The following is a 24,246-nucleotide window of genomic DNA, read 5'->3' as shown; positions in this document are numbered from 1 at the left end:
TCCTCACTGTCAGACCCTGCTGCGACACTCGCAGGCATGGCCGACCGATGGGCGCTCGCTCCGGCCGAGGACGGTGGCGTGGACGTCGCCCCCCTCGGTCCCGACGGGCTGCCCGCCGGGCCGGTGCGGCGGGAGGGGGACCTGGCGGCGGCGGTGCGCGGCCGACCGCACGTCACGCGGTGGGTGTGGCAGTCCACCGCCGAGGTGTATCCGCGGCTGCTCGCCACGGGCGTGCGGGTGGAGCGGTGCTACGACATCGAGGACGCCGAGACCCTCCTCCTCGGCCACGAGGGGCGGTACGGCGAACCCCGCTCGGCAGCCGCCGCACTCGCCCGGCTGCGCGGCGGCCCCGTACCGCCCGATCCCCCGCAGCGCGCCGCCGAACCGGGCGCGCAGTCCCCGCTGTTCGAGCCCCAGGGCAGGCACCTCCCCCTGGACGACCTGATCGCCGTCTACGCCGAGCAGCAGCGTCGGCACGACCGGGCCGCGCACCCCGACCGGATGCGGCTGCTGACGGCAGCCGAGTCGGCGGGGATGCTGGTGGCGGCCGAGATGAACCGCGCGGGGGTGCCGTGGAGCGCGGAGGTGCACCGCGAGGTGCTGCACGAACTGCTCGGCGAGCGGTACACGGGCGGTGGCGAGCCGCGCCGCCTGGCCGAGCTGGCGGAGGAGGTGTCCACCGCGTTCGGGCGCCGGGTACGGCCCGATCTGCCGGCCGATGTGATCAAGGCCTTCGCGCAGGCCGGGATCAAGGTCGGCTCCACACGGCGCTGGGAGATCGAGTCCCTCGACCATCCGGCGGTCAAGCCGCTGGTGGAGTACAAGAAGCTGTACCGCATCTGGGTCGCGCACGGCTGGTCCTGGCTGCAGGGCTGGGTGCGGGACGGGCGGTTCCGGCCGGAGTTCCTGGCTGGCGGCACGGTCACCGGCCGCTGGGTGACCAACGGCGGGGGCGCCCTGCAGATCCCCAAGGTGATCCGGCGTGCCGTGGTCGCCGACCCGGGCTGGCGGCTGGTCGTCGCCGACGCCGACCAGATGGAGCCGCGCGTACTGGCGGCGATCTCCCGCGACCCCGGCCTGATGGAGGTGGCCGGCCGCGAGAGCGACCTGTACCAGTCCGTCTCCGACCGTGCCTTCTCCGGCGACCGCGCCCAGGCCAAACTCGCCGTGCTCGGCGCGGTCTACGGCCAGACCTCCGGTGACGGCCTGAAGAACCTCGCCGCCCTCAGACGCCGCTTCCCCAAGGCGGTGGCGTACGTCGACGACGCGGCCCGCGCGGGTGAGGAGGGACGGCTGGTGCGGACGTGGCTCGGCCGGACCTGCCCGCCGGCCGCAGGGGCGGGCGAGGACGCCGGTGAGGAGGCGGGCATCCCGGTCACCGCGGCGGAGGAGGAGCCCGACTCCCAGCAGTGGGTGCCCGGTTACGCCTCCACCAACGCCCGCGCCCGGGGCCGCTTCGCCCGCAACTTCGTCGTCCAGGGCAGCGCGGCCGACTGGACCCTGCTGCTGCTCGCCGCGCTGCGCCGCACCTGCGCGGACCTGGCCGCCGAGCTGGTCTTCTTCCAGCACGACGAGGTGATCGTGCACTGTCCGCAGGAGGAGGCCGAGACGGTCGTCGCGGCGATCCGCGAGGCGGGGGCGCTGGCGGCCCGGCTGACGTTCGGGCAGACACCGGTGCGGTTTCCGTTCTCCACGGCGGTGGTGGAGTGCTATGCGGACGCGAAGTGATCAGGAGGAAGCCGGGATCAGGGAGAGGAGCCCTGGATCAGGGAGAGGAGTCCGGGATCAGGGAGGCGAACCCGGGATCAGGGACCGGAGTTCCGTGACGACCGCCCGTTCGTCCGTGCCGTCGAGGTCGGTCAGAGCGGTGCGCCACGCCTGGTGCGCCTCGTCCTCGCGGCCCTGGTCGCGCAGCAGCAGACCGTACTGGTGCCGGCCGAGTCCCCCGGTGTACCGGTCGGAGCGGGCGTCGGCACGGCGCAGCAGCTCCGCGCACTCGCCCTCGGCCCGCGCGGCACGGCCCAGCTGCCGCAGCGCGCGGACCAGACCGAGCCGGCTCTGGGACTCGCCGTGCCAGTCGCCGTGACCGCCGAGGATGCGCAGACTCTCCTCGAAGTGCTCGGCGGCGGCGGCCGGTTCACCGAGGGTGAGATGGGCGTAGCCGATGTTGCAGTGCGCGGAGTGCTGCACGATGACGGCGCCGATCCCGACGCCGAGGGCGAGCGAACGACGGTGGTGCTCGACGGCGACACGAGGGTCGGTGTGCTCGTGCAGGTTGCCGAGATGGCTGTACGTCACGGCCTCGCCGTACGGATCGTTCAGCCGGCGTGAGTACCCGAGGCTCTGCCGCAGTGCGTCCTCCGACTCGGCGTACCGTCCCAGGCCTTCGAGCAGCAGCCCGCGGTTGTTGAGGCAGCGCCGGATCCAGGAGGCGGCTTCGAGGTGCCGCCAGAGGGCGAGCGCCTCGTCGTTGAGCGCGAGCGCCTCGCTGTGCCGGCCGGTGAGGAAGTGCATTCCGGCGAGGTCGACCAGCGCGGTCGCCTCCGCCGCCGTGTCCCCGAGCCGCCGCGCCAGCTGGAGCGCGGCCCGCCCGAGCAGTTCCATCTCGGGGATGCGGCCGCTGCGGTGCAGACAGGGGGAGAGCAGCCGGAGGAGGGTGGACAGATAGGCGGCGCGGCGCTCACAGGCCCCCTCGGCGTACGTCTCGACCAGCGCGACGACGTTGCACAACTCGCCGTCCGCCCAGGTGAACGCCGCCTCGGCCCCGTCGAAGGCGGCGACGGTCGCCACGTAGGCGGCATGCTCGGGCGGTTGTGCGGCGGTGGGACGACGCCGGTCGTCCTGGTCGAGCCCGGGTTCGACGATGGCGGCGAGCGTGCGCTCGGCGCTGGCGGCGTACCAGCGGAGAGCGGTGTCGATGAGATCGTCGCGGGCGTCGGGGTGGGCGGGGGCCTGAGGGTGAGCGGGGGCCTGAAGGTGAGAGTGGGCTCGAAGGTGAGAGTGGGCTCGAAGGTGGGAGGGGTCGGGGCGGGAGGCGTCGAGGGCGACGGCCGCGCGACGGGCGGGCCCGGAGGCGACGGCACCGGAGGCGGCGGACCCACCATGAGCGAGCCCAGAGCCGACGGCACCGGAATCGGCGGACCCACCATGAGCGAGCCCAGAGCCGTCGGCCGCGCGATGGGCGGGCCCAGGGGTGGCGCCCGTGGGGTAGGTGTGGTCGGTCGTGGTGGTGGGCGCGTCCGCCGGGGGTGCAGTAGGTGGCTCGGTCATGTCGGTGTGCTCGTCGCCGCAGGTCTCCCGGCGATGCCCACGCGCCGACGGCGCAGCAGTCACCCCGGTGGGCCCCGTGCCGTCGTCCTCGCCGCGTCCACCCGCCGCGGCGAGTTCGCGGGCGAAGTCGCGGACCAGGTCATGGGGTGCGTAGCGGGCGTACGCCGTCTCCTCCAGGAGGGCCACGTCGACCAGCCGGTCCAGCGCGGCCTCGGCGCGACGTTCGCCGGTGCCGGTGAGGCGGGCGATCAAAGGTGCGCCGTACGAAGGCAGGTCGAGCGCGCCGACGCGGCGCAGCGCGAGGGCGGCGTCCCGGTCGGCCTCGCGGTCGGAGGCGGCGAGCGCGTCATGGGCGACGGCGAGGGAGCGCCGTACGCTCAGGTCGTCGTACTCCAGATGGTGCAACCGCCCTTCGGTGGCCGCTAGTTGACCCGCGAGTACGTCCGGCGTGAGCGCCCGGCGGGCGGCGAGCCGGGCGGCGACGACGCGCAGGGCGAGCGGCAGCCGGCCGGTGAGTTCGACGAGCGGGTGCCCGGCGTCGAGCCCGTCCCGTCCGGACACCGCGCGCAGCAGCGCCGCGCTCTCCGCTCCGCTCAGCGGCGTGAGCGGGAAGCGCCGGCCGCCGTCGAGCGCGGTCAGCGGCGAACGGCTCGTGACGATCACCGCGCACCCGGCGCCGGCCGGCAGCAGCGGCCGTACCTGTGCGGCGCTGGCCGCGTCGTCCAGCACCAGGAGCGTGCGCGTGGGGGCGAGCAGCGAGCGCAGCAACGCGGCGGCGGCATCGGGATGTTCGGGGACGCTGCGGGGTTCGACGCCGAGGTCGCGGAGGAGCGCGGTGAGCGCCTGGCCGGCGGTGAGGGGGGTCATGCCAGGGGTGGCGCCGTGCAGATTGACGTAGAGCTGGCCATCGGAGAAACGTTCCGCCAGTGCATGTGCGGCATACAGCGCGAGCGCGCTCTTGCCGACGCCGGCCATGCCGCTGACGACGGCGAGCGCGGCAGGCCTGGCGAGGGTCCGGAGCAGGGCGTCGCGCACCGGTGTGCGACCGGTGAAGTGGGCTGGTGGCGGTGGGAGTTGGGACGGCCGGGGTGCGCAGCCCCCCGGGCCGTGCACGTCCGCTCGCGCCGCGCTCCCGCCGGGCACCGGCACGCCGCCCGAATCGTCGCGCTCGGCCCCGTCCCCCTTCGCGACCCCCCGCAACACCTCCACATGAGCCGCGCGCACCCCCGCTCCCGGCTCGACCCCGAGCTCCTCGACGAGCCGCCACCGCAGATCGCGGTGGACGGCGAGGGCCTCGGCACGGCGGCCGGTGCGGTGCAGGGCGAGCATGAGCTGGCGGTGGTACGCCTCATGGAGCGGATGCTCGGCGGCGAGTGCGGCCAGCTCGGGGACGAGCCCGGCCAGCCGGTCACCTCCGGCCACCCGCTCCGCCGCCAGGGCGAGCTCGGCGTCGTACCGCCACTCCAGTACCAGCAGCCGCGCCTCGACCAGCCGTTGCACGAACGCGTACCCGCCCACCTCGCCCGGCAGCCCGCTCAAGGGCGCACCCCGCCACAGCGCGAGCGCCCGCGCGCACTCGCGCACCGTCCGCTCCCACTCCCGACCCGCGTGCGCGGCGCGCGCCTCGGCGACGTGGCTCTCGAAGACATGGACGTCCAGCTCACCCCGCTCGACCCGCAGCAGATATCCGGGCGGCACGGCACGCACGCGCCCGGGATCGTCGAGCATCCGGCGCAGTCGGGCTACGTGGTTGTGCAGGGAGGCCTGCGCGGAGGCGGGCGGCGCGCCACCCCACAGGGTGTCCTTGAGCGACGCGACGGGCACGACCCGACCGGCTTCGAGGAGCAAGGCAGCGAGGAGGACCCGTGCCATGGGGCTGCCGACGGGGCGCACGGCAGGTCCGGGTGACGCGGCCCCTGCCCCTGTCTCCAGACCTGAACTCGCGCCCGCGCCCCCGACGTCGTCGGACCCGTCGGGCGTCGCCGGCTCGCCGCCGGCCTCCCGTGTCTCTCCGTCGAAGGGCTCCCCGCAGCACGGTTCCCCGCCGCACGGCCCATACAGAACAGGCGGCCCCAGCAGCCCGAACCGCAGTCCGAACCGAGGTCCGCACCGCATCACACCGCCCACAGCCTTCCCACGCACGCGCCCACGCCCGAGCGCGGGCCCGAGCCGGGCCACGCTCCACCACACAAGACGGACCCCTCCTGGCGAGTTCCCGCCCCCGCCCCGGCACTTTTCCGTCACCGGCACCCGGGCGACCACCACCGGAACCCGCCACCGTTCCGGCAGGTGAAGGCACCGCCGTCACGGCTGTTCCCCGCGTCCGCCCGGCGGCTTCACGCCGGCCCCAGGCCGACGCCAAGGAAAACCATTGGCCACATGTTAGCGATCCGTTGGTGCGGCCTGATGTGATCACATCATCGGATCTGGCCCGACGGCGCACGCGTACGTCCGCGCAACTCGGGGGAGTGTCGCCGCCGCGGCCGGGTCCGGGACGCCAGTGGGCCCCGGTCGGCAGAGGTGAACGACGGGGGCCCGCGTCCGAACACGAGGCGCACCCGCCACCCTGGGGAGAGACACCCGCCCCCGGAGGACGAGACATGCGCTACCGCTGCGCCGTACTGGACGACTACCAAGGGGTCGCGACCACCGTCGCCGACTGGACCCCGCTCGGCGACCGTGTGGAGGTCGTGACCTTCCCCGGCCACTTCCCCACCGAGGACGAACTGGCCACGGCTCTCGCCCACTTCGACTTCGTGGTCACCCTGCGCGAACGCGTCCCCTTCACCGCATCGCTCCTGGACCGGCTCCCCCGCCTCAAGCTCCTCGTCGCCTCCGGCATGCGCAACTCGGTGATCGACTACGCCGCCGCGCACGCGAACGGGGTCACCGTGTGCGGCACCGAGAGCTCCTCCACTCCCCCGGTCGAGCTGACCTGGGCCCTGATCCTGGGTCTGGCCCGCGGAGTCGTCCAGGAGAACACCGCCCTGCGCACCGGCGGCCCCTGGCAGTCCACCGTCGGCGCGGACCTGCACGGCCGCCGCCTGGGCCTGCTCGGCCTCGGCAAGATCGGCAGCCGGGTCGCCCGGATCGGCCTGGCCTTCGGCATGGAGGTCACGGCCTGGAGCCAGAACCTCACCGAGGAGCGCACCGACGAGATCGGGGTCCACCTTTCCCCGACGAAGGAGGACCTCCTCGTCAGCAGCGACTTCGTCTCGGTCCATCTGGCCCTGAGCGATCGCACCCGAGCCCTCCTGGGCCCGGCGGAACTGGCCCTCCTCAAGCCCACCGCCCACCTGATCAACACCTCCCGCGCGGCGATCGTCGACCAGGAGGCCCTCCTCGCGGCCCTGCACGGGGGCCGCATCGCCGGCGCGGCGGTGGACGTCTTCGACAGCGAGCCCCTGCCGGACAGCCACCCGATGCGCGAGGCCCCCCGTCTCCTCGCCACCCCGCACCTGGGTTACGTCTCCCAGGCCAACTACCGGCGCTACTACGGCCAGGCCGTCGAGGACATCGAGGCCTACCTCGCCGGCACCCCCGTCCGCCTCCTCGGCTGACCGGGCCTCGCCCCCGCCCTACGTGCCTGGGCTCAACAGATCGGCGAGGGCCTGCTCCGACCAGCGACCGGACGCGCCCGGGCAGGCGGCGACGTACGACGTGATCGCCTCCATGTCCCACGCACCCGCCGACAGCAGGCCCGAGGTCAGATACCGCACGTAGGCGGTCGAGGGCGGGACCCACGGCACCTCGTCCATCCGCCAGGGAGCGGTGAAGGTCAGCACAGGCAGCCCGGCGACCTGACCGGCGCACACCAGGGTCTCGTAGCGCCCCTCCCCCAGCACGGCACGTCCGTTCGTCAGTACGTCGACCAGGTCGAGGTCCATGCCGGGATCCCGGTACATCTCCTGGGCGGCGATGTCGAAGAACTGGTCGGCGGTCACCAGGTGCGCCCTGGCGAGCACCCGGCCATCGGCCCGCGGGTCGTAGAAGGCCCGGCCACCGCCCCACACCGGGGACCTGGTGGCGAAGTACATGGCTCCGGTCAGCTCCACCGGGATCGACCGGGTGGGCATCGCCGGGTTGCGGCACCCCGGGTACTCCCGCACGCCACCGACCGGCCGGCCGCCCCTGATGTAGCAGGCGAGCCGGTCGAGATGCGTGTTGGAGCCGTAGGAGGTGTACCAGACCCGCTCGGGGTGCTGGTCCGTCGGCGGGGTGGGGTCGATGCTCGCGAGGGCCTTCACGCCGGCTTGTCCCTCACAGCGGGCTGCCTCTGCTCGGCGGCGAGGTGGAGACCGTCCAGCAGCGAGGCCAGATAGCGGCGGGCGGTCTCGACGCGGTCGGCGGTGCCGCTGCGGACGTTCGCGGCGTGGACGATTCCGCACATCAGCGGGACCAGGTCGTCGCCGGTCAGGTCGGCGCGTACGGCCTCCGCCGCGTGGGCCCGGTCGAGCAGTTGTCCCCCGACCGACCTCAGAATCCGCTTCAGTTCGGTGGTGCGCGGCAGGGCGTCCGTGGCCGAGGCGGTGACCGTGGCCAGGGAAGCGTCGGTGACCTGCGCCTCGACGGTGCGGGTCAGGAAGCGGGCGAGGGCACGCCCGGAATCGTCGTCGGCCGGCGCCTGCTCACCGTAGGCGATGAGTGCCTCCAGGCCGGGCGTCGCGACGGTCTCCAGGAGCGCCTCGGCGGTGGGGAAGTGGCGGTAGACGGTGCCGACGCCGAGGTGGGCGCGGCGGGCGACGTCGTTCAGCTGCAGTGGTGCGCCCTCGTCCACGAGTTCGCGGGCCACGGTGACGATCCGCTCCCAGTTACGGGCGGCGTCCTTGCGCTGGGGGGCGCTCGTCATGCGACGAGTCTAATCGGATACCTCATCCACATCCTTGTGGGCAAGAACCGGCGCCACCGTGGCGAGGCGCTCGGCTGTCCGCCTCATCGCCCGGAGGCCACGCGTCAGGCGATCCACTCCGCGCCGCGTCGATACCGGCCCAGCTCCACGGCGGAGAACTCGTCCTGACCGGCGCCCGCCACGACGCCCAGCCGCCGCAGCGCCTGAGAGACCGGACTACCGGCGGGCGGAAACGGCGCGCCCTCCTCCAGGTGGAGCGGCCCCAGCACGAGGGCGCCGCCGTCCCACACGGCCGCCTGCTGTTCCCCCGCACCGCCGAAGTACTCGGCTTCCACGTAGGCCACCGGCCCACCGGCCGAACACCCCGCGAGGACCTTCTCGAACCCTCCCGGCAACCGCCAGAAGCCCCACACACCCTCATCGCTGCCGTCCGCGACGGAATCGAACACCGCGTCCGTCATCGGCATCAGCCACAGGCCCTGCCCGACCGAGGCCAGCCGAGCGGCAGGCAGGTCCCGCGCCACGTCACGCAGCACCGCCTCCTCGGCGATCACCGCTTTCAGGTCGTACACCTCAACACCCCCTCCGGACAGCGCCGTCACGCGTCCGGTGAACAAGAAAGCCCAGCACAGACAGTGTCTGGGCTGGGCTTCAGAAAGAGCCGCCTTCGGGATTCGAACCCGAGACCTACGCATTACGAGTGCGTTGCTCTGGCCATCTGAGCTAAGGCGGCGCGCTGTCCGCACTATGGTGCGATCAGCAACGTCGGTAAGTCTACACAGTTTCCGGGGGTGCTCCGTACCGGCCCCGGAGCGCGCGGCTCCGGGGCTGGGGGCGGCTCTAGGAGCAGCGCTTTCCGTCCGTGGGCGCCGTGCCGCGGAGGAGGTACGCGTTGATCGTACGGTCGACGCACGCGCTGCCGCGCCCGTACGCGGTGTGGCCGTCGCCGTCGTAGGTGAGGAGACGGCCGGAGGCGAGCTGGCGGGACAGGCTCCGCGCCCAGTGGTACGGCGTCGCCGGGTCGCGGGTGGTGCCGACCACGACGATGGGCGCCGCGCCCCTCGCCTCGATGCGGTGCGGCTCGCCCGTGGGCGCGACCGGCCAGTACGCGCAGTTCAGGGCGGCCCAGCCGAGGGACTCACCGAAGACCGGGGACGCCTTCTCGAACGCGGGCAGCGACTTGCGTACGTCGTCCGGGGTGTCGAAGGAGGGCGGGAGGTCCAGGCAGTTCACGGCGGCGTTGGCGTACATCAGGTTCGAGTAGCGGCCGTCGGCGTCCCGCTCGTAGTAGCCGTCGGACAGGGCGAGCAGCGTCGCGCCGTCGTTCTTCTTCACGGCCGCGGTCAGCGCCTCGCGCAACTGCGGCCAGGCCGCCTCGTCGTACATCGCCGCGATCACCCCGGTGGTGGCCAGGGACTCGGTGAGGCGGCGGCCGGCCCCGTCACCCGTGGGCAGCGACTTCGCGTCGATCCTGTCGAAGAACGCCTTCAGGTTCCGGCCGACCTGCTCCGGCTTCGCCCCACGCCCGCCGACGGCGCAGTCCGCATGCCGTACGCAGTCCTTGGCGAACGCCTTGAACGCCGTCTCGAACCCGGCGGTCTGGTCCAGGTTCAGCCTGCGGGCCGACAGCATGGGGTCCATCGCGCCGTCCAGCACCAGCCGCCCGACCTGCTTCGGGAAGAGCCCGGCGTACGTCGCACCGAGCAACGTCCCGTACGAGGCCCCGACGTACGTCAGCTTCCGGTCCCCCAGCGCCGCCCGCACGATGTCCATGTCCCGGGCCGCCTCGACCGTCGAGACATGCCGCAGCAGATCGGGCGCGTCCGCCCCGCACCCCTCGGCGAAGCCCTTGTAGGCCGCCACCAGCCCGTCGACCTCGCGCCCGTCGTCGGGCGTGATGTCGGTCTGCGTGTACGCGTCCATCTCCCGCCCGTCGAGGCACTCGACGGGCTCGCTGCGGGCGACTCCGCGTGGATCGACCGCGACCATGTCGTACTGGGCACGCACCTCCTGCGGGTAGCCGATCCCGGCGTACGACTGGAGGTACCCGACCGCCGAACCGCCCGGCCCGCCCGGGTTCACCAGCAGCGAGCCCAGCCGCTTGCCCGGCCCCGCGGCCTTCTTCCGGGCCACCGCGAGCCGCACGTCGCCGGCGTCGGTCCTGGCGTAGTCGAGCGGCGCCCGCAGCGTGGCGCACTCGAAGCCGGGGACACCGCAGGAGCGCCAGCTGGGCTTCTGCCCGTAGTACGACGCCAGCGCGGAGGAGGCCGCCTCCGGCAGCGCCGCGAGCGCCGCCGCCTGGGCCGCCGACGAACTGGCGGAACTCGTCGAGCTCCCGGAGGAGCAGGCGGATGCGACCAGCGCCGCGAGGGCGAGGAAGGTGGCTCCGGTGCGTGACCTGACGCTGAACACGGTCCTGGACCTGCGGTGGGTGCGCCTTGTGTGCATCCCGCGAGAGTAACGCTGCGCGATCGCCTGGATGCCCTGCGTGCGCCTTGTGCCTCGGACGAGTGCAGGCTGTCCCACGGATGTCCCACGGACGAAGTACACCGTCAACGAAGAGCGTGGGGTGTGAAGCCGTGGCCCGGCGCAACCCGCTGTGCCCGGTGGGACCGGTCAGCCCGCCCTGAGTGCCATGGTCATCGCCTCCACCGCGAGCAACGGCGCCACGTTCCGGTCGAGCGCGTCCCGGCACGCGGCGATCGCCTCGATGCGGCGCAGTGTGGATTCGGGTGCGCTGCTTCGCGCGAGCCGCTCCAGCGCGTCCTCGGCGTCCGTGTTGGCGAGCGCGACGCGGGAGCCGAGCTGGAGGGCGAGGACGTCACGGTAGAAGGCGGTGAGGTCGGTGAGGGCGAGGTCGAGACTGTCGCGCTGCGTACGGGTGCGCCGGCGCTTCTGCTTGTCCTCCAGGTCCTTCATCACGCCCGCCGTACCCCGCGGCATCCGGCCCCCCTGAACCGCGCCCAACGCCGCCTTCAGCTCCTCGGTCTCCTTGCCGTCGACCTCCTCGGCGAGTTGCTTGGCGTCCTCCGCGGCCGCGTCCACCAGCTCCTGCGCCGCCCTCAGGCAGCCGCCGACGTCGTCGACGCGCAACGGCAGCTTCAGCACGGCCGCCCGGCGCTCCCGCGCCGCCGGGTCGGTGGCGAGGCGGCGGGCCCGGTCGACGTGCCCCTGCGTGGCGCGGGCGGCCGCGGCGGCCACGGCGGGCTCGACGCCCTCGCGGCGTACGAGCATGTCCGCGATGGCGTCGACCGAGGGCGTGCTCAGGTTCAGGTGGCGGCAGCGGGAGCGGATGGTGGGCAGGACGTCCTCGATCGAGGGGGCGCACAGCAGCCAGACCGTACGGGGAGCGGGCTCCTCGACGGCCTTGAGGACGGCGTTGGCGGACTTCTCGTTCAGCCGCTCGGCGTCCTCGACGAGGATGACCTGCCAGCGGCCGTTCGCCGGCGAGGTGAACGACTTGCGGACCGTGTCCCGCATGTCGTCGACCAGGATCTGCGCGCCGACCGCGACGACCGTGGAGACGTCGGCGTGCGTGCCGACCAGCGCCGTGTGGCACCCGTCGCAGAACCCGCACCCCGGTGCGCCGCCCAGCGCGCGGTCCGGGCTGACGCACTGCAGTGCCGCCGCGAACGCCCGCGCGGTCTGGATCCGTCCCGCGCCGGGCGGTCCCGTGAACAGCCACGCGTGCGTCATCTTGGACGCCTCGGGCGGCGGGGTGCCGGCCGTGGCGGCCGTGACCAGGGCGTCGGCATCACGGGCAGCGGCGGTGAGCTGCTCGCTCACCCTCTCCTGCCCGACGAGGTCGTCCCAGACGCTCACGGGTCACGCCGCCCTTCCGTCACACTGCGCGGTACGCCCTCCATTGTGCGGGCGCCCACTGACAACGACGGACGGCCCCGGCTGCCCCGGCTCTGCCCAGCCGCCCTGTGTCAGCGCCCGCGTCCCTTCCCCCGACGCCCGTCCTGCTCGTCGTCGTACCCGTCGTCATGCGACCCGAGCAGCTCGTCCGCCAGCGACGGCAGGTCGTCCAGGGGGGTCTCCTCGGCCCAGTCCGGACGCGGCCGCGGCTGCGGCCTGCCGTCGGCGTCGACCTGGGGGAGCTCCCGCGTGCGGTCCTCCGTCCCGTCAGGTCCCGGGCCCTGGTGCTCGTCCCGGAAGAACCCCGGCGGCACCCGGTCGGCAGGATCCTCGCCCCGCACGGGCGGCAGCACCGCGGTCTCGTCGGCGGCACCGGGCACGACCGGCGGCAGCACGGCGGTCTCGTCGGCGGCACCCGACGGCCGGACCGGCGGCAGCACGGCCGTCTCGTCGGCCGCACCCGGGGTCGTCCCCGGCTGCGGCAGCTCCGCCGTCACCTCGGCGTCGGACCCGGACCCACCGGCGTCGGCCCGTGCCTGCGGCGCCTCGGCCGCGGGCCGCACCGGCCGCAGTACCGCCGTGTCCTCCACGGGCCCGCCGGAAGCGTTGGTCGGCGTCACCACCGGCGTCGGCACGGTCGCCGCGTCGGTCGGCACCGCGGGCGTCGCGGGAGCCGCCGGCCGGGGACCCGCCGCTGCCGCCGACGCGGCCTCCTCGGCAGCCCGGCGTGCCTCCTCGGCCCGCAGCAGCGCTTCCTCGGCCTTGCGCTGCTTCTCCAAGCGGCGCTCCTCGGCCTCGGCGCGCAGCCGTGCCTCCTCCTCGGCCTGCTGCCGGCGCCGGTCCTCCTCGGCCTTGCGGCGGGCTTCCTCCTCGGCGCGCGCCTGCTCCTCGGCGAGGAGCCGGACCCGCTCCTCCTCGGCGCGGCGGCGCGCCTCCTCGGCCCGCTGCCGGGCCTCCTCCGCCTGCCGCTCGGCCTCGCGTCGCTGCGCCTCCTCCAGCTCGCGCCGCTTGCGCTCCTCCTCCTCGGCGCGCAGCCGGGCGAGCTGCTCCTGGCGCTCCCGCTCCAGGCGCTCCTCCTCGGCCTTGCGGGCGGCCTCTTCCTCCGCCTTGCGCCGGGCCTCCTCCTCGGCCTTGCGGCGCGCCTCCTCCTGGGCCTCGACCTCGGCCTCGGACAGCGGCAGCAGCTGGTCGAGCCGGTGCCGGATCACGGTCGTGACGGCCTCGGGCTCCTGCCCGGCGTCCACCACCAGATACCGCCCGGCGTCGGCCGCGGCCAGCGTCAGGAAGCCGGAGCGCACGCGCGCGTGGAACTCGGCCGGCTCCGACTCCAGCCGGTCGGGCGCCTCCGTGAACCGCTCGCGCGCGGCCTCCGGCGAGACGTCCAGCAGGACGGTCAGATGCGGGACGAGACCGTGGGTCGCCCAGCGGTTGATGCGGGCGATCTCGGTCGGGGACAGGTCGCGGCCCGCTCCCTGGTAGGCCACCGAGGAGTCGATGTACCGGTCGGAGATCACGACCGCGCCGCGCTCCAGGGCGGGCCGCACCACGGTGTCCACGTGCTCGGCACGGTCCGCCGCGTACAGCAGCGCCTCGGCGCGGTGCGAGAGCCCGGCGCTGGAGACGTCCAGCAGGATCGAGCGCAGCCGCTTGCCCACCGGGGTCGCCCCCGGCTCACGGGTCAGCACGACCTCGTGGCCCTTGGCCCTGATCCACTCGGCGAGCGCCTCGGCCTGGGTGGACTTGCCGGCGCCGTCGCCGCCCTCCAGGGCGATGAAGAACCCGGTGGCGGCCGGCGTCGGCTCCGGGTCGTCACCGCCGAGCAGCGCGTGGCGCACGTCCTGGCGCAGCGGCACCCCGGAGCGGTCGTCGAGCTTCGCCAGCACCAGCGCGGCCACCGGCAGCAGCAGCGCGCCGACCAGCATCAGCGTGAACGCCGCCCCACCGTGCGCGAACACGAACTTGCCGTTCTCCAGCCGGTGCGGCCCGATCAGTGCCGCCACCAGGGGCGCGATCAGCGCGCCGAGCACCACGAAGACCCGCACCATCGCGTGCAGGTGCTCGGTCGTGCGTGCCCGCCGGAAGTCCTCGGCCTCCTGGTCGAGCAGCGTGTGCCCGGTGTTGGCGGCCACACCCGCGCCGGCACCCGCCACGGCGACGATCAGCAGCACGGTGGCGACGTCCGGGACGAGCCCGGCGGCCAGCAGCGCGACGCCGGTGAAGGCGATCGCCAGCGCCAGCAGCCGGCGCCGCGACAGCGACACCAGCACCTTCGGCGCCGTACGGACACCGACGACGACACCGCCGGTGAGCACGCCCACCAGCAGCCCGTACGTCACCGGGCCGCCACCCAGGTCCTTGGCGTGCAGCACGGACACCGCGACGACGGCGGCCACCGCGCCGGCGACGGCCGCGCAGGCGAGCACCAGCAGCGGCATCGCGCCCGTGCGGCCCTTGTCGGCGCCCTCGGCCGTGCGAGGACGGCGCAGCCCCTCCAGCGGGGAGCGCGCGCGGGGGGTGCGTGTGCCGGGCACTTCCAGGAAGGTCAGCACGGACAGGGACGCGGCGAACAGGCCCGCCGCGACGTATGAGGCGAGGGCCGCCTGGTGCTGGCCGAACCAGTCGATCCCGGCACCCAGCAGATTGTTGAACAATCCCGCGACGACCAGTGCGGCAGCCGCGAGGGGCACGGTCACGAAGGCCGTACGCAGCGACAGGCGGCGCAGCGCGTCCATGTGGTCCGGCAGCGGCCGTACCGTCGCGCCCTCCGGCGGTGGCGCGGGCAGCAGCGCGGGCGCGGCGCTCTCGCGGCACACTGTCCAGAACCGCTCGGCGACGCCTGTGACGAACACGGTCACCAGCAGCAGGGCGAGCGCGTCGTCCGGAGTCCAGTCGATCCACAGCGGCGCGATGATCAGCAGGGCGACCCGCAGACCGTCGGCGCCGACCATGGTCCAGCGGCGGTCCAGCGGGCCGTCCTGCGAGGTGAGCGCGGAGAGCGGCCCGAGGAGTACGGCACCGAAGAGCAGCGTCGCGAGGACGCGCACCCCGAAGACCGCCGCCACGGCGAACGCCACGCCCCGGTACCCGCCACCGAACGACCCCTCGGCGATCGCCGCCTGGAGGACGAGGAGGACCAGCACCAGAAGCGCCAGCATGTCGCCGATGCCGCTGACGAGCTGTGCGCTCCACAGCCTCTTCAGCTGTGGCCGGCGCAACAGCGCGCGCACGGCACGTTCGCGGGAGTCCGCGACCAGGGCGTCGTCGGGGGCCGGGTGATGGGCCGTTGGCTGCTCGGCTCGCGTCATGCTTTCAGCCTATCGGGCCGGACCGACACTCCAGTGCGCCCGCCCGAACGTCCGCACGCCCCGTCACCGATGTGGTGCCGGGGCGGGCGTCTCGCGAACGTTGCGTGAAGGAAGGGCCGTTGCCGGCCGAGGCGGGTTCGTCCGGCCGCTCGAAGTGCCGGACCCCGCCCGCTCACTCCTCCGACGTCGTCTTGGAAGCGGTCGCCTTCTTCGCGGCCGTCTTCTTCGCGGTCGTCGTCTTCTTCGCCGCCGTGGTCTTCTTGGCGGCCGTCTTCTTCGTCGCCGTGGCCTTCTTCGCCGGAGCCTTCTTGGCGGGGGCCTTCTTCGCCGTCTTCTTGACGGGGCCCTTCGCGCGCTTCTCGGCGAGCAGTTCGAAGCCGCGCTCCGGCGTGATCGTCTCGACGCTGTCACCGGACCGCAGGGTCGCGTTGGTCTCGCCGTCCGTGACATACGGACCGAAGCGACCGTCCTTGACGACCACCGGCTTGGCGCTGACCGGGTCGTCGCCCAGCTCCTTCAGCGGCGGCTTGGCGGCGGCGCGGCCACGCTGTTTCGGCTGGGCGTAGATCGCGTCGGCCTCCTCCAGCGTGATCGTGAAGAGCTGGTCCTCGGTCTGCAGCGACCGCGAGTCCGTCCCCTTCTTCAGGTACGGCCCGTAGCGCCCGTTCTGCGCGGTGATCTCGACGCCCTCCGCGTCCTTGCCGACGACACGCGGCAGCGACATCAGCTTGAGGGCGTCCTCCAGCGTCACCGTGTCCAGCGCCATCGACTTGAACAGCGAGGCCGTCCGCGGCTTCACGGCGTTCTTTCCGGTCTTCGGGGTGCCCTCGGGCAGGACCTCGGTGACGTAGGGGCCGTAGCGACCGTCCTTGGCGACGATCGTGTGGCCGGTGGACGGGTCGGTGCCCAGCTCGAAGTCGCCGCTCGGCTTGGCGAGCAGTTCCTCCGCGAGCTCGACGGACAGCTCGTCCGGCGCCAGGTCGGCCGGGATGTCGGCGCGCTGGTGCTGCTCGGTGTCCTTCTCGCCACGCTCGATGTACGGGCCGTAGCGCCCGACGCGCAGCACGATGTCGCCGCCCACGGGGAACGAGGAGACCTCGCGCGCGTCGATCGCGCCCAGGTCGGTCACCAGTTCCTTGAGGCCACCGAGGTGGTCCCCGTCGCCGTTGCCGGCGTCCGCGGCGACGCCCGCGACGGTGCCCTCGCCGAAGTAGAACCGCTTCAGCCACGGCACCGCCTGTGCCTCACCGCGCGCGATGCGGTCGAGGTCGTCCTCCATCCTGGCGGTGAAGTCGTAGTCGACGAGCCGGCCGAAGTGCTTCTCCAGCAGGTTGACCACGGCGAAGCTCAGGAAGGACGGGACGAGCGCCGTGCCCTTCTTGAACACATAGCCGCGGTCGAGGATCGTGCCGATGATCGACGCGTACGTCGACGGGCGGCCGATCTCGCGCTCTTCCAGCTCCTTGACCAGCGAGGCCTCGGTGTAGCGGGCCGGCGGCTTGGTGGCGTGGCCGTCGACCGTGATCTCCTCGGCCGACAGCGGGTCGCCCTCGCCCACCTGTGGGAGCCGGCGCTCGCGGTCGTCCAGCTCCGCGTTCGGGTCGTCGGCGCCCTCGACGTAGGCCTTCAGGAAGCCGTGGAACGTGATCGTCTTGCCGGACGCGCTGAACTCGACGTCCCGGCCGTCGGCCGCGGTGCCGGCGATCTTCACCGTCACGCTGTTCCCGGTCGCGTCCTTCATCTGGGAGGCGACCGTCCGCTTCCAGATCAGCTCGTAGAGCTTGAACTGGTCGCCGGTCAGGCCCGTCTCGGCGGGCGTGCGGAAACGATCACCCGAGGGCCGGATCGCCTCGTGCGCCTCCTGCGCGTTCTTGACCTTGCCGGCGTACGTCCGCGGCCGGTCCGGCAGGTAGTCGGCGCCGTACAGCTGCGTCACCTGGGCACGGGCGGCCGACACCGCCGTGTCGCTCAGGGTCGTGGAGTCCGTACGCATGTACGTGATGTAGCCGTTCTCGTACAGCTTCTGCGCGACCTGCATGGTCGCCTTCGCGCCGAAGCCGAGCTTGCGGCTGGCCTCCTGCTGGAGCGTCGTGGTACGGAACGGGGCGTACGGCGAGCGACGGTACGGCTTGGACTCGACCGAGCGGACGGAGAACCGGGTGTCCTCCAGGGCGGCGGCGAGGGCGCGGGCGTTCGCCTCGTCGAGGTGGAGGGTGTTCGCGCTCTTCAGTTGCCCCAGGGAGTCGAAGTCGCGGCCCTGCGCGACCCGCCTGCCGTCGACGGTCTGGAGGCGGGCGACCAGCGACGACGGGTCCGACGAATCTCCCGCGCGGCCGGTCGCGAAGGTGCCCGTCAGGTCCCAGTACTCAGCCGAACGAAACGCGATGCGCTCGCGTTCCCGCTCGACCACGAGCCGGGTGGCCACCGACTGGACGCGGCCCGCCGACAGCCGCGGCATGACCTTCTTCCACAGCACCGGCGAGACCTCGTAGCCGTAGAGGCGGTCGAGGATGCGGCGGGTCTCCTGGGCGTCGACGAGCTTCTGGTTGAGCTGGCGCGGGTTGGCCACGGCGGCCTGGATCGCGGCCTTGGTGATCTCGTGGAAGACCATCCGCTTGACCGGGACCTTGGGCTTGAGGACTTCCTGGAGGTGCCAGGCGATCGCCTCGCCCTCCCGGTCCTCATCGGTGGCGAGGAAGAGCTCGTCGGAATCCTTCAGCAGATCCTTGAGCTTTTTGACCTGCGCCTTCTTGTCGGCGTTGATCACATAAATGGGCTGGAAGTCGTGCTCGACGTCCACGCCGAGGCGGCGGACCTCGCCGGTGTACTTCTCCGGCACCTCCGCCGCGCCGTTGGGGAGGTCGCGGATGTGCCCGACGCTCGCTTCGACGACGTAGCCGGGGCCGAGGTAGCCCTTGATCGTCTTCGCCTTGGCAGGCGACTCGACGATGACGAGTCGGCGGCCGCCCTGTGCGGTCTCGCTGGTCGGGGACAACTTCGCTCTTCTCTCCGGTCGACGCTGGGGCCTCCCCAGGCCTTGCACTCCCGGGGTCAGGGCACCTTTCATGGCTCACTCGCTGGTGACGCTGCGGAGTGTGACGGTACATCCCGCCCCCGTGTCAAACGGGAAAAGCCCGCAACGGCCACTCGAACGGTAACCCGACTACCGCCATTCCTGCCGCCCGGAGTGTCTGCCGAACCGACCGGTTCCATCCGGAGCGTGTCCTACCGATTACCCCAGGTGGAACGCCTCGCGGGCTGTCAGAGCTGGGTGAAGCACCACGCGCCCAGGGTCAGCGCGATCACCGCGGCGACGGTCGAGAGGGTCGCCGATGCGACGGGGTTCACACCGTGGGCGACCGGCTCGCGACGGCGCACCCGACTCGCCGTCCACACCAGCAAGCCGCCTCCGAACAGGGCGAACACCATTCCCGCGAAGATCGCCGGTCCACTCTCCATGGCTCCGCGTGCCCCTTTTTCCCGTCGGCGGGTGTTCAATTCCCGGGAGGTTGACACGCACGGGCTGCGTCCAGGCGAACCTGACGTGAACGGGGGGTCGACGGGGCCCTGCGTCTGCTTTCGGCCAAGGCCTGACTTCATCACGCCAGGGCTTTCGAAAGTTTTTTCAGCAGTTTTCGGCCGCCGCTTCCTCGGACGGTCCCCGGCCATGATCAGGATGACCTCGCCGCATGATCCCGCCGGCCCTGCGTTCCATGGTTGGCCGGTTTTCACATCCTGCGCTCATGGCGGCAGCGGCATTGGATTCCGTACGACCGTCCGAAGATCGACGGCGCCCGGCGCGAGCTCGCCGGCGTCCTGTCCTGATCCGCGTCTCCTCCGAGCGCACCGGCGCGCGACCCCGTCTCAGCGCCCCCGCACCCCAGCGCGCACCCCCTCCGCGGGCGCCTCCCCTCGCACACCGCGCCTCTCCCTGGCGCCCGCTCCGGCGTACGGGCCCCTCACAGCCGCCCCGCTCCGGCGCGCACACCCCGTCCCCGCGCGCCCCGCCTCACCCCGCGGGCTCCGGACCCACCCACGCGCCCCGGGCGCCTCACCCCACGCGCCCCGGCCTCACCTCACTCCGCGGGCTCCAGGAACCCCTGCTCCACCAGCAACCGAATCTGCGCCGGCGTCCGGTCCCGCAGCAACACCGGATCCTCACCCACCAGTTGGGCGATGGCGTCCAGGATCCGCCCCGCGGTCAGCGACCCGTCGCACACGCCGGCGAACCCGGCGCCCACCGTGTCCACCTTGGTGGCGCGCCGCATCCCGCGGTTCTGCCGCAGCACGAGATGCTCCGGGTCCTCCGCCCCGGGCAGCCCGACCTGCTCCTGCACCACCTCGACGGCCAGCCGGAAGCGCTCCTCCAGCAGAGCCGCGTCGTCCCGTGACCGCAGATAGTCGAGCCGCTCGAAGTGCGCCCGGACCGTCTCGCCGAGCGGCTGCTCGACCGGATGCGGCCACTCCTCCACGGTGATCGAGGGCACCGCCGCCCCCCGCTTGCGCAGGGTGATCCACCCGAACCCGACCGCCCGCACCTTGCGCGCCTCGAACTCGTCCAGCCAGGCGTCGTACCGCGCCTGGTACTCGGCCACGTCACCCCGGTGGTCGCCCGCGTCGCGCAGCCACAGCTCTGCGTACTGCGTGACGTCCTGCACCTCGCGCTGCACGATCCACGCGTCGCAGCCACGCGGCACCCAGGACCTCAGCCGCTCCTGCCAGTCCTCCCCCTCGACGTGCTGCCAGTTGGCGAGGAACTGCGCGAACCCGCCCTCGTTCAGCCGCTCCCCCGCTCGCTGAACGAGCGTGCGGCACAGATCGTCCCCGCCCATGCCGCCGTCGCGATAGGTCAGCCGGGCGCGGGGGGAGATCACGAAGGGCGGGTTCGACACGATCAGGTCGAACGTCGCGTCGTCCGCGAGCGGCGCGAAGAGCGAGCCCTCGCGCAGTTCCGCGGCCGGCGCGCCGGACAGCGCGAGGGTGAGCGCGGTGATGTGCAACGCGCGCGGGTTGACGTCGGTCGCCGTCACGCGCGTGGCGTGCTGTGCGGCGTGCAGCGCCTGGATGCCTGACCCGGTGCCGAGGTCGAGGGCCGCGGGGACGGGCGTACGGACCGTGATCCCGGCCAGCGTCGTCGACGCGCCGCCGACGCCCAGCACGACGCCCTCGTCCCGGCTTCCGATGCCACCGGCGCCACCGACCGCGCAGCCCAGGTCGGACACGATGAACCAGTCCTCGCCGTCGAGCCCGCCGTAGGGCCGGACGTCCACGGCCGCGGCGACCTCGGCACCGCCGACACGCGTCAGCCACCCGCTCTCCAGGCACGCGTCGACGGGCAGAACGCCCTCCACGCGCGCGTACGGCACGGGCTGCTGCAGGAGGAACAGCCGTACGAGCACCTCCAGCGGTGTGTCCCCGCGCGTCGCCCGGAGCGCGGGAACGACCTCGCTGCGCGCCAGCGCCGCGTAGGCGGGCGCGCCGAGCAGTTCGAGCAGTCCGTCGGCGGTGAAGGCGGCCCCCAGGAGGGCCTCCCGCAGTCGCGCGGTGACGTCGGGGCGGTCGGTGGCGGGCAGGGCGGAGAGGCTGGCGTTGCTCACGCCCCCATTGTGACCGTGCGGCACGGCCGTCGCGAACGTCAGCCCTGCGTGGCCGACGGCGCGGACGACGCGCTCTTGCAAGTGTCCTGCTTGGCCATCGCCTGGCCGACCTCACCCTCCTCCAGGGTCGTCAGCGCGTCGTTGCCGCTCTGGCTGAGCTTGTCGAGTTCCGTGGCGATCTCCTTGAGACCGTCGGCGAACTTCGCCTGGTCCTTCGTGTCGAGGTCGTCGACCTGCTTGCGCAGGGAGGCGTAGGACGAGGAGATGGTGTTGAGCTCCTTGACCGCGTCCTGCTGCTTCTTGTCGCCGTTCTCGACGTCGGGCGCGCCGGCCTTGCTCACGGCGGCGCCGATCGCCTTGTAGGCGTCGGACATGTCCTGGAAGGCCGCCGCGTCGGTCTTCTGGACCTCTTCCGGCGTGCTGTTGTCCGAGGTCTCCTTCTGGATCGCGGAGTTGGCGGCCGCGATCTTCTTGGCCTGCGGCTGCAGGTCGTCACAGACCTGCTTGGCCCACGCGTCCAGCTTCTCGTTGCCGTCGTCGCTGCTGCATCCCGACAGCGCCAGCACCAGTACCGCACCGCCGGACAGTGCGGCCGCGAGCTTCTTGTTCACCGGTTTGGCCCCTTCCATGGCTCTCGGCCCCGGAACATACACGCCAAGCGCACAGCAAACGCATGACCCAGGTCCTATATTCACCTTATTGCAACCATTTGCACCAAGGGAGAGAAGGCTCACGGCGCGGGCGCGCGCACAACGGGGCGGGCGGGCGACGCGTCAATACGCGCCGTCCGCCCGCCCCTTGGGTCGAGCCGGGTGCGACGATCTACGAAACCACCGCCGGATCGGCCGACTTGGCCGTCGGCTCGGCGTCGTCGTCGCCCATGGCGATGCCGCGCCGCTTGGAGACGTACACCGCCACGACGATCACGACCAGGGACAGTACGGCGATCAGGATCCGTATGCCGAGGCTCGCGTCGTCCCCGTAGCTGAACTTGATCACCGCGGGCGCGATGAGCAGCGCGACCAGGTTCATCACCTTCAACAGCGGGTTGATCGCCGGGCCGGCGGTGTCCTTGAAGGGGTCACCGACCGTGTCGCCGATCACCGTCGCGGCGTGGGCCTCGCTGCCCTTGCCTCCGTGGTGGCCGTCCTCCACGAGCTTCTTGGCGTTGTCCCAGGCACCGCCGGAGTTGGCGAGGAACACCGCCATGAGGGTGCCGGTCCCGATCGCGCCCGCCAGATACGCGCCGAGCGCGCCGACGCCGAGCGTGAACCCGATGAAGATCGGCGCCATCACCGCGAGCAGACCTGGCGTGGCCAGCTCCCGGAGCGCGTCCCTCGTACAGATGTCGACGACTTTCCCGTACTCCGGTTTCTCTGTGTAGTTCATGATCCCGGGCCGCTCGCGGAACTGCCGCCGCACCTCGTACACCACCGAACCCGCCGACCGCGAGACCGCGTTGATCGCCAGTCCGGAGAAGAGGAAGACGACCGCCGCGCCCGCGATGAGGCCGACGAGGTTGTTGGGCTGCGAAATGTCCATCGCCAGGGTCATCGGCGCGCCCTCACCGCTGAGCTCCTCGCCCACGTCCCGCACGCCGGTGGTGATCGCGTCACGGTACGACCCGAAGAGCGCCGCGGCCGCGAGGACGGCGGTGGCGATGGCGATGCCCTTGGTGATGGCCTTGGTGGTGTTGCCGACGGCGTCCAGGTTGGTGAGCACCTGCGCGCCCGCGCCCTCGACGTCGCCGGACATCTCGGCGATGCCCTGCGCGTTGTCGGAGACCGGCCCGAAGGTGTCCATGGCGACGATCACACCGACCGTGGTCAGCAGCCCCGTACCGGCCAACGCGACCGCGAACAGGGCGAGCATGATCGACGTACCGCCGAGCAGGAAGGCCCCGTAGACACTGAGGCCGATCAACAGGGCGGTGTAGACGGCCGATTCGAGGCCGACGGAGATACCGGCGAGGACGACGGTGGCCGGGCCGGTGAGCGAGGACTTGCCGATGTCCCGCACCGGGCGCCGGTTGGTCTCCGTGAAGTAGCCGGTGAGCTGCTGGATCACGGCGGCGAGCAGGATGCCGATGGCCACCGCGACGAGCGCGAGGATCCGCGGGTCGCCGCCCTGGGCCAGGATCGCGGCATCGGTGACGCCGTCGAGCTCGGCGTAGGACGAGGGCAGGTAGGCGAAGGCGGCGATCGCCACCAGGGCGAGGGAGATCACCGCGGAGATGAAGAACCCGCGGTTGATCGCGCTCATCCCGCTGCGGTCGGCGCGCCGCGGGGCCACGGCGAAGATGCCGATCATCGCGGTGATCACACCGATCGCCGGGACCAGCAGCGGGAACGCCAGCCCGAAGTCGCCGAAGGCCGCCGTGCCCAGGATCAGCGCGGCGACCAGGGTCACGGCGTACGACTCGAACAGGTCGGCCGCCATGCCCGCGCAGTCGCCGACGTTGTCGCCCACGTTGTCGGCGATGGTCGCGGCATTGCGCGGATCGTCCTCCGGAATGCCCTGCTCGACCTTGCCGACCAGGTCGGCGCCGACGTCGGCGGCCTTGGTGAAGATGCCACCGCCCACCCTCATGAACATCGCGATGAGGGCGGCCCCGAGGCCGAATCCCTCCAGCACCTTCGGCGCGTCGGCCGTGTAGACCAACACGACGCAGGAGGCGCCCAGCAGACCGAGGCCCACCGTGAACATGCCGACGACGCCGCCCGTGCGGAAAGCGATCTTCATGGCTTTGTGCGAGACGAGGGTGAGATCCTTTTCCGGCTCACCCTGCGCCGGAGTCGCTTCCCGGGCGGCCGCGGCGACCCGGACATTGCTGCGCACGGCGAGCCACATGCCGATATAGCCGGTGGCCGCCGAGAACCCCGCGCCGATCAAGAAGAACACCGATCTTCCGGCGCGCTGATTCCAGTCGTCCGCGGGCAGCAGCATGAGCAGGAAGAACACGACGACGGCGAATACGCCGAGCGTGCGCAACTGCCGGGCCAGATAGGCGTTGGCGCCTTCCTGCACGGCCGCCGCGATCTCCTTCATGCTGTCGGTGCCCTCGCCTGCCGCGAGCACCTGACGCAGCAGCACGCCGGCGACGACCAGGGCGGCCAGGGCGACGGCCGCGATGACCATCACCATGACGCGGTTGCCGTCGGTCAGCACTGCGGCTGCGAAGGTTGTGGAGTGGTCCAGATGGTCCAACCGATGAGGGGTAGAAAGCCCCGCCATTCGTCCTCCTTGACGCTTGGGCTGAGCTCAAGATGTGGACGGATTGTAGGGAGCCGGTCCTGATCAAAACAGGGCGCGGCAAGCGGAATTAGTCGTCCCGTACTCACCGCAAATGATCGCAGGAAGGTCG

At 72.5% G+C, this 24,246-nt stretch carries 14 protein-coding genes and 1 tRNA gene; 2 read left to right on the top strand and 13 right to left on the bottom strand.

Going from position 1 to position 24,246, the window contains the following annotated elements:
- Positions 1 to 36: 36 nt before the first annotated feature.
- Positions 37 to 1,728, top strand: a complete 1,692-nt coding sequence (locus ACFV6X_RS18525; protein ID WP_385384610.1) for a bifunctional 3'-5' exonuclease/DNA polymerase — start codon at positions 37 to 39, stop codon at positions 1,726 to 1,728.
- Between the two features lie 57 nt (positions 1,729 to 1,785).
- Here ACFV6X_RS18525 and ACFV6X_RS18520 read toward each other — a convergent pair whose 3' ends face one another.
- The gene (locus ACFV6X_RS18520; RefSeq protein ID WP_385384790.1) at positions 1,786 to 5,385 is read right to left on the bottom strand and encodes a BTAD domain-containing putative transcriptional regulator; all 3,600 of its coding nucleotides are present in this window, start codon (positions 5,383 to 5,385) and stop codon (positions 1,786 to 1,788) included.
- Positions 5,386 to 5,870: 485 nt separating this feature from the next.
- Here ACFV6X_RS18520 and ACFV6X_RS18515 point away from each other — a divergent pair, with 485 nt between their 5' ends.
- Positions 5,871 to 6,830, top strand: coding sequence for a D-2-hydroxyacid dehydrogenase family protein (locus ACFV6X_RS18515; protein ID WP_385384607.1), 960 nt, complete (start codon positions 5,871 to 5,873; stop codon positions 6,828 to 6,830).
- Between the two features lie 18 nt (positions 6,831 to 6,848).
- On the opposite strand, the gene ACFV6X_RS18510 is transcribed toward ACFV6X_RS18515, so the two are convergent.
- From ACFV6X_RS18510 to ACFV6X_RS18455, 12 genes are all read right to left on the bottom strand, one after another.
- A complete protein-coding gene (locus tag ACFV6X_RS18510; protein WP_385384604.1) occupies positions 6,849 to 7,517 on the bottom strand; it encodes a histone deacetylase in 669 nt (222 codons plus the stop codon).
- Positions 7,514 to 8,119 carry a TetR/AcrR family transcriptional regulator gene (locus tag ACFV6X_RS18505; protein WP_385384601.1) on the bottom strand — a complete coding sequence of 202 codons (606 nt, stop codon included), beginning with the start codon at positions 8,117 to 8,119 and terminating at the stop codon, positions 7,514 to 7,516. The genes ACFV6X_RS18510 and ACFV6X_RS18505 overlap by 4 nt, the downstream gene beginning before the upstream one ends.
- A gap of 104 nt (positions 8,120 to 8,223) precedes the next feature.
- A complete protein-coding gene (locus tag ACFV6X_RS18500) occupies positions 8,224 to 8,691 on the bottom strand; it encodes a hypothetical protein (protein ID WP_385384598.1) in 468 nt (155 codons plus the stop codon).
- Positions 8,692 to 8,778: 87 nt separating this feature from the next.
- Positions 8,779 to 8,852 (bottom strand) — tRNA-Thr (locus ACFV6X_RS18495).
- Between the two features lie 107 nt (positions 8,853 to 8,959).
- A complete protein-coding gene (locus ACFV6X_RS18490) occupies positions 8,960 to 10,567 on the bottom strand; it encodes an alpha/beta hydrolase (protein WP_385384595.1) in 1,608 nt (535 codons plus the stop codon).
- 168 nt (positions 10,568 to 10,735) lie between these two features.
- Positions 10,736 to 11,941, bottom strand: a complete 1,206-nt coding sequence (locus ACFV6X_RS18485) for a DNA polymerase III subunit delta' (protein ID WP_365450374.1) — start codon at positions 11,939 to 11,941, stop codon at positions 10,736 to 10,738.
- Positions 11,942 to 12,051: 110 nt separating this feature from the next.
- Complete coding sequence (tmk, locus tag ACFV6X_RS18480) at positions 12,052 to 15,285, bottom strand: dTMP kinase (protein ID WP_385384592.1); 3,234 nt, start codon at positions 15,283 to 15,285, stop codon at positions 12,052 to 12,054.
- A gap of 172 nt (positions 15,286 to 15,457) precedes the next feature.
- The gene (gene topA, locus ACFV6X_RS18475; protein ID WP_385384589.1) at positions 15,458 to 18,280 is read right to left on the bottom strand and encodes a type I DNA topoisomerase; all 2,823 of its coding nucleotides are present in this window, start codon (positions 18,278 to 18,280) and stop codon (positions 15,458 to 15,460) included.
- Positions 18,281 to 18,546: 266 nt separating this feature from the next.
- Positions 18,547 to 18,744, bottom strand: a complete 198-nt coding sequence (locus tag ACFV6X_RS18470) for a hypothetical protein (protein ID WP_385384586.1) — start codon at positions 18,742 to 18,744, stop codon at positions 18,547 to 18,549.
- A 617-nt stretch (positions 18,745 to 19,361) separates the two neighbouring features.
- The gene (locus tag ACFV6X_RS18465) at positions 19,362 to 20,882 is read right to left on the bottom strand and encodes a methyltransferase (RefSeq protein WP_385384583.1); all 1,521 of its coding nucleotides are present in this window, start codon (positions 20,880 to 20,882) and stop codon (positions 19,362 to 19,364) included.
- A 38-nt stretch (positions 20,883 to 20,920) separates the two neighbouring features.
- Entirely contained in the window at positions 20,921 to 21,511 is a 591-nt protein-coding gene (locus ACFV6X_RS18460) for a small secreted protein (protein ID WP_385384581.1), read from the bottom strand.
- 193 nt (positions 21,512 to 21,704) lie between these two features.
- Positions 21,705 to 24,116: a sodium-translocating pyrophosphatase gene (locus ACFV6X_RS18455; protein WP_385384578.1), complete on the bottom strand. Its 2,412-nt coding sequence runs from the start codon at positions 24,114 to 24,116 to the stop codon at positions 21,705 to 21,707.
- Between the last annotated feature and the right edge of the window lie 130 nt (positions 24,117 to 24,246).

Source organism: Streptomyces sp. NPDC059861 (assembly GCF_042731435.1).
Classification (GTDB): domain Bacteria; phylum Actinomycetota; class Actinomycetes; order Streptomycetales; family Streptomycetaceae; genus Streptomyces.
Note: the sequence above shows the minus strand (reverse complement) of the source record. Positions and strands in the feature narration are given on the sequence as shown.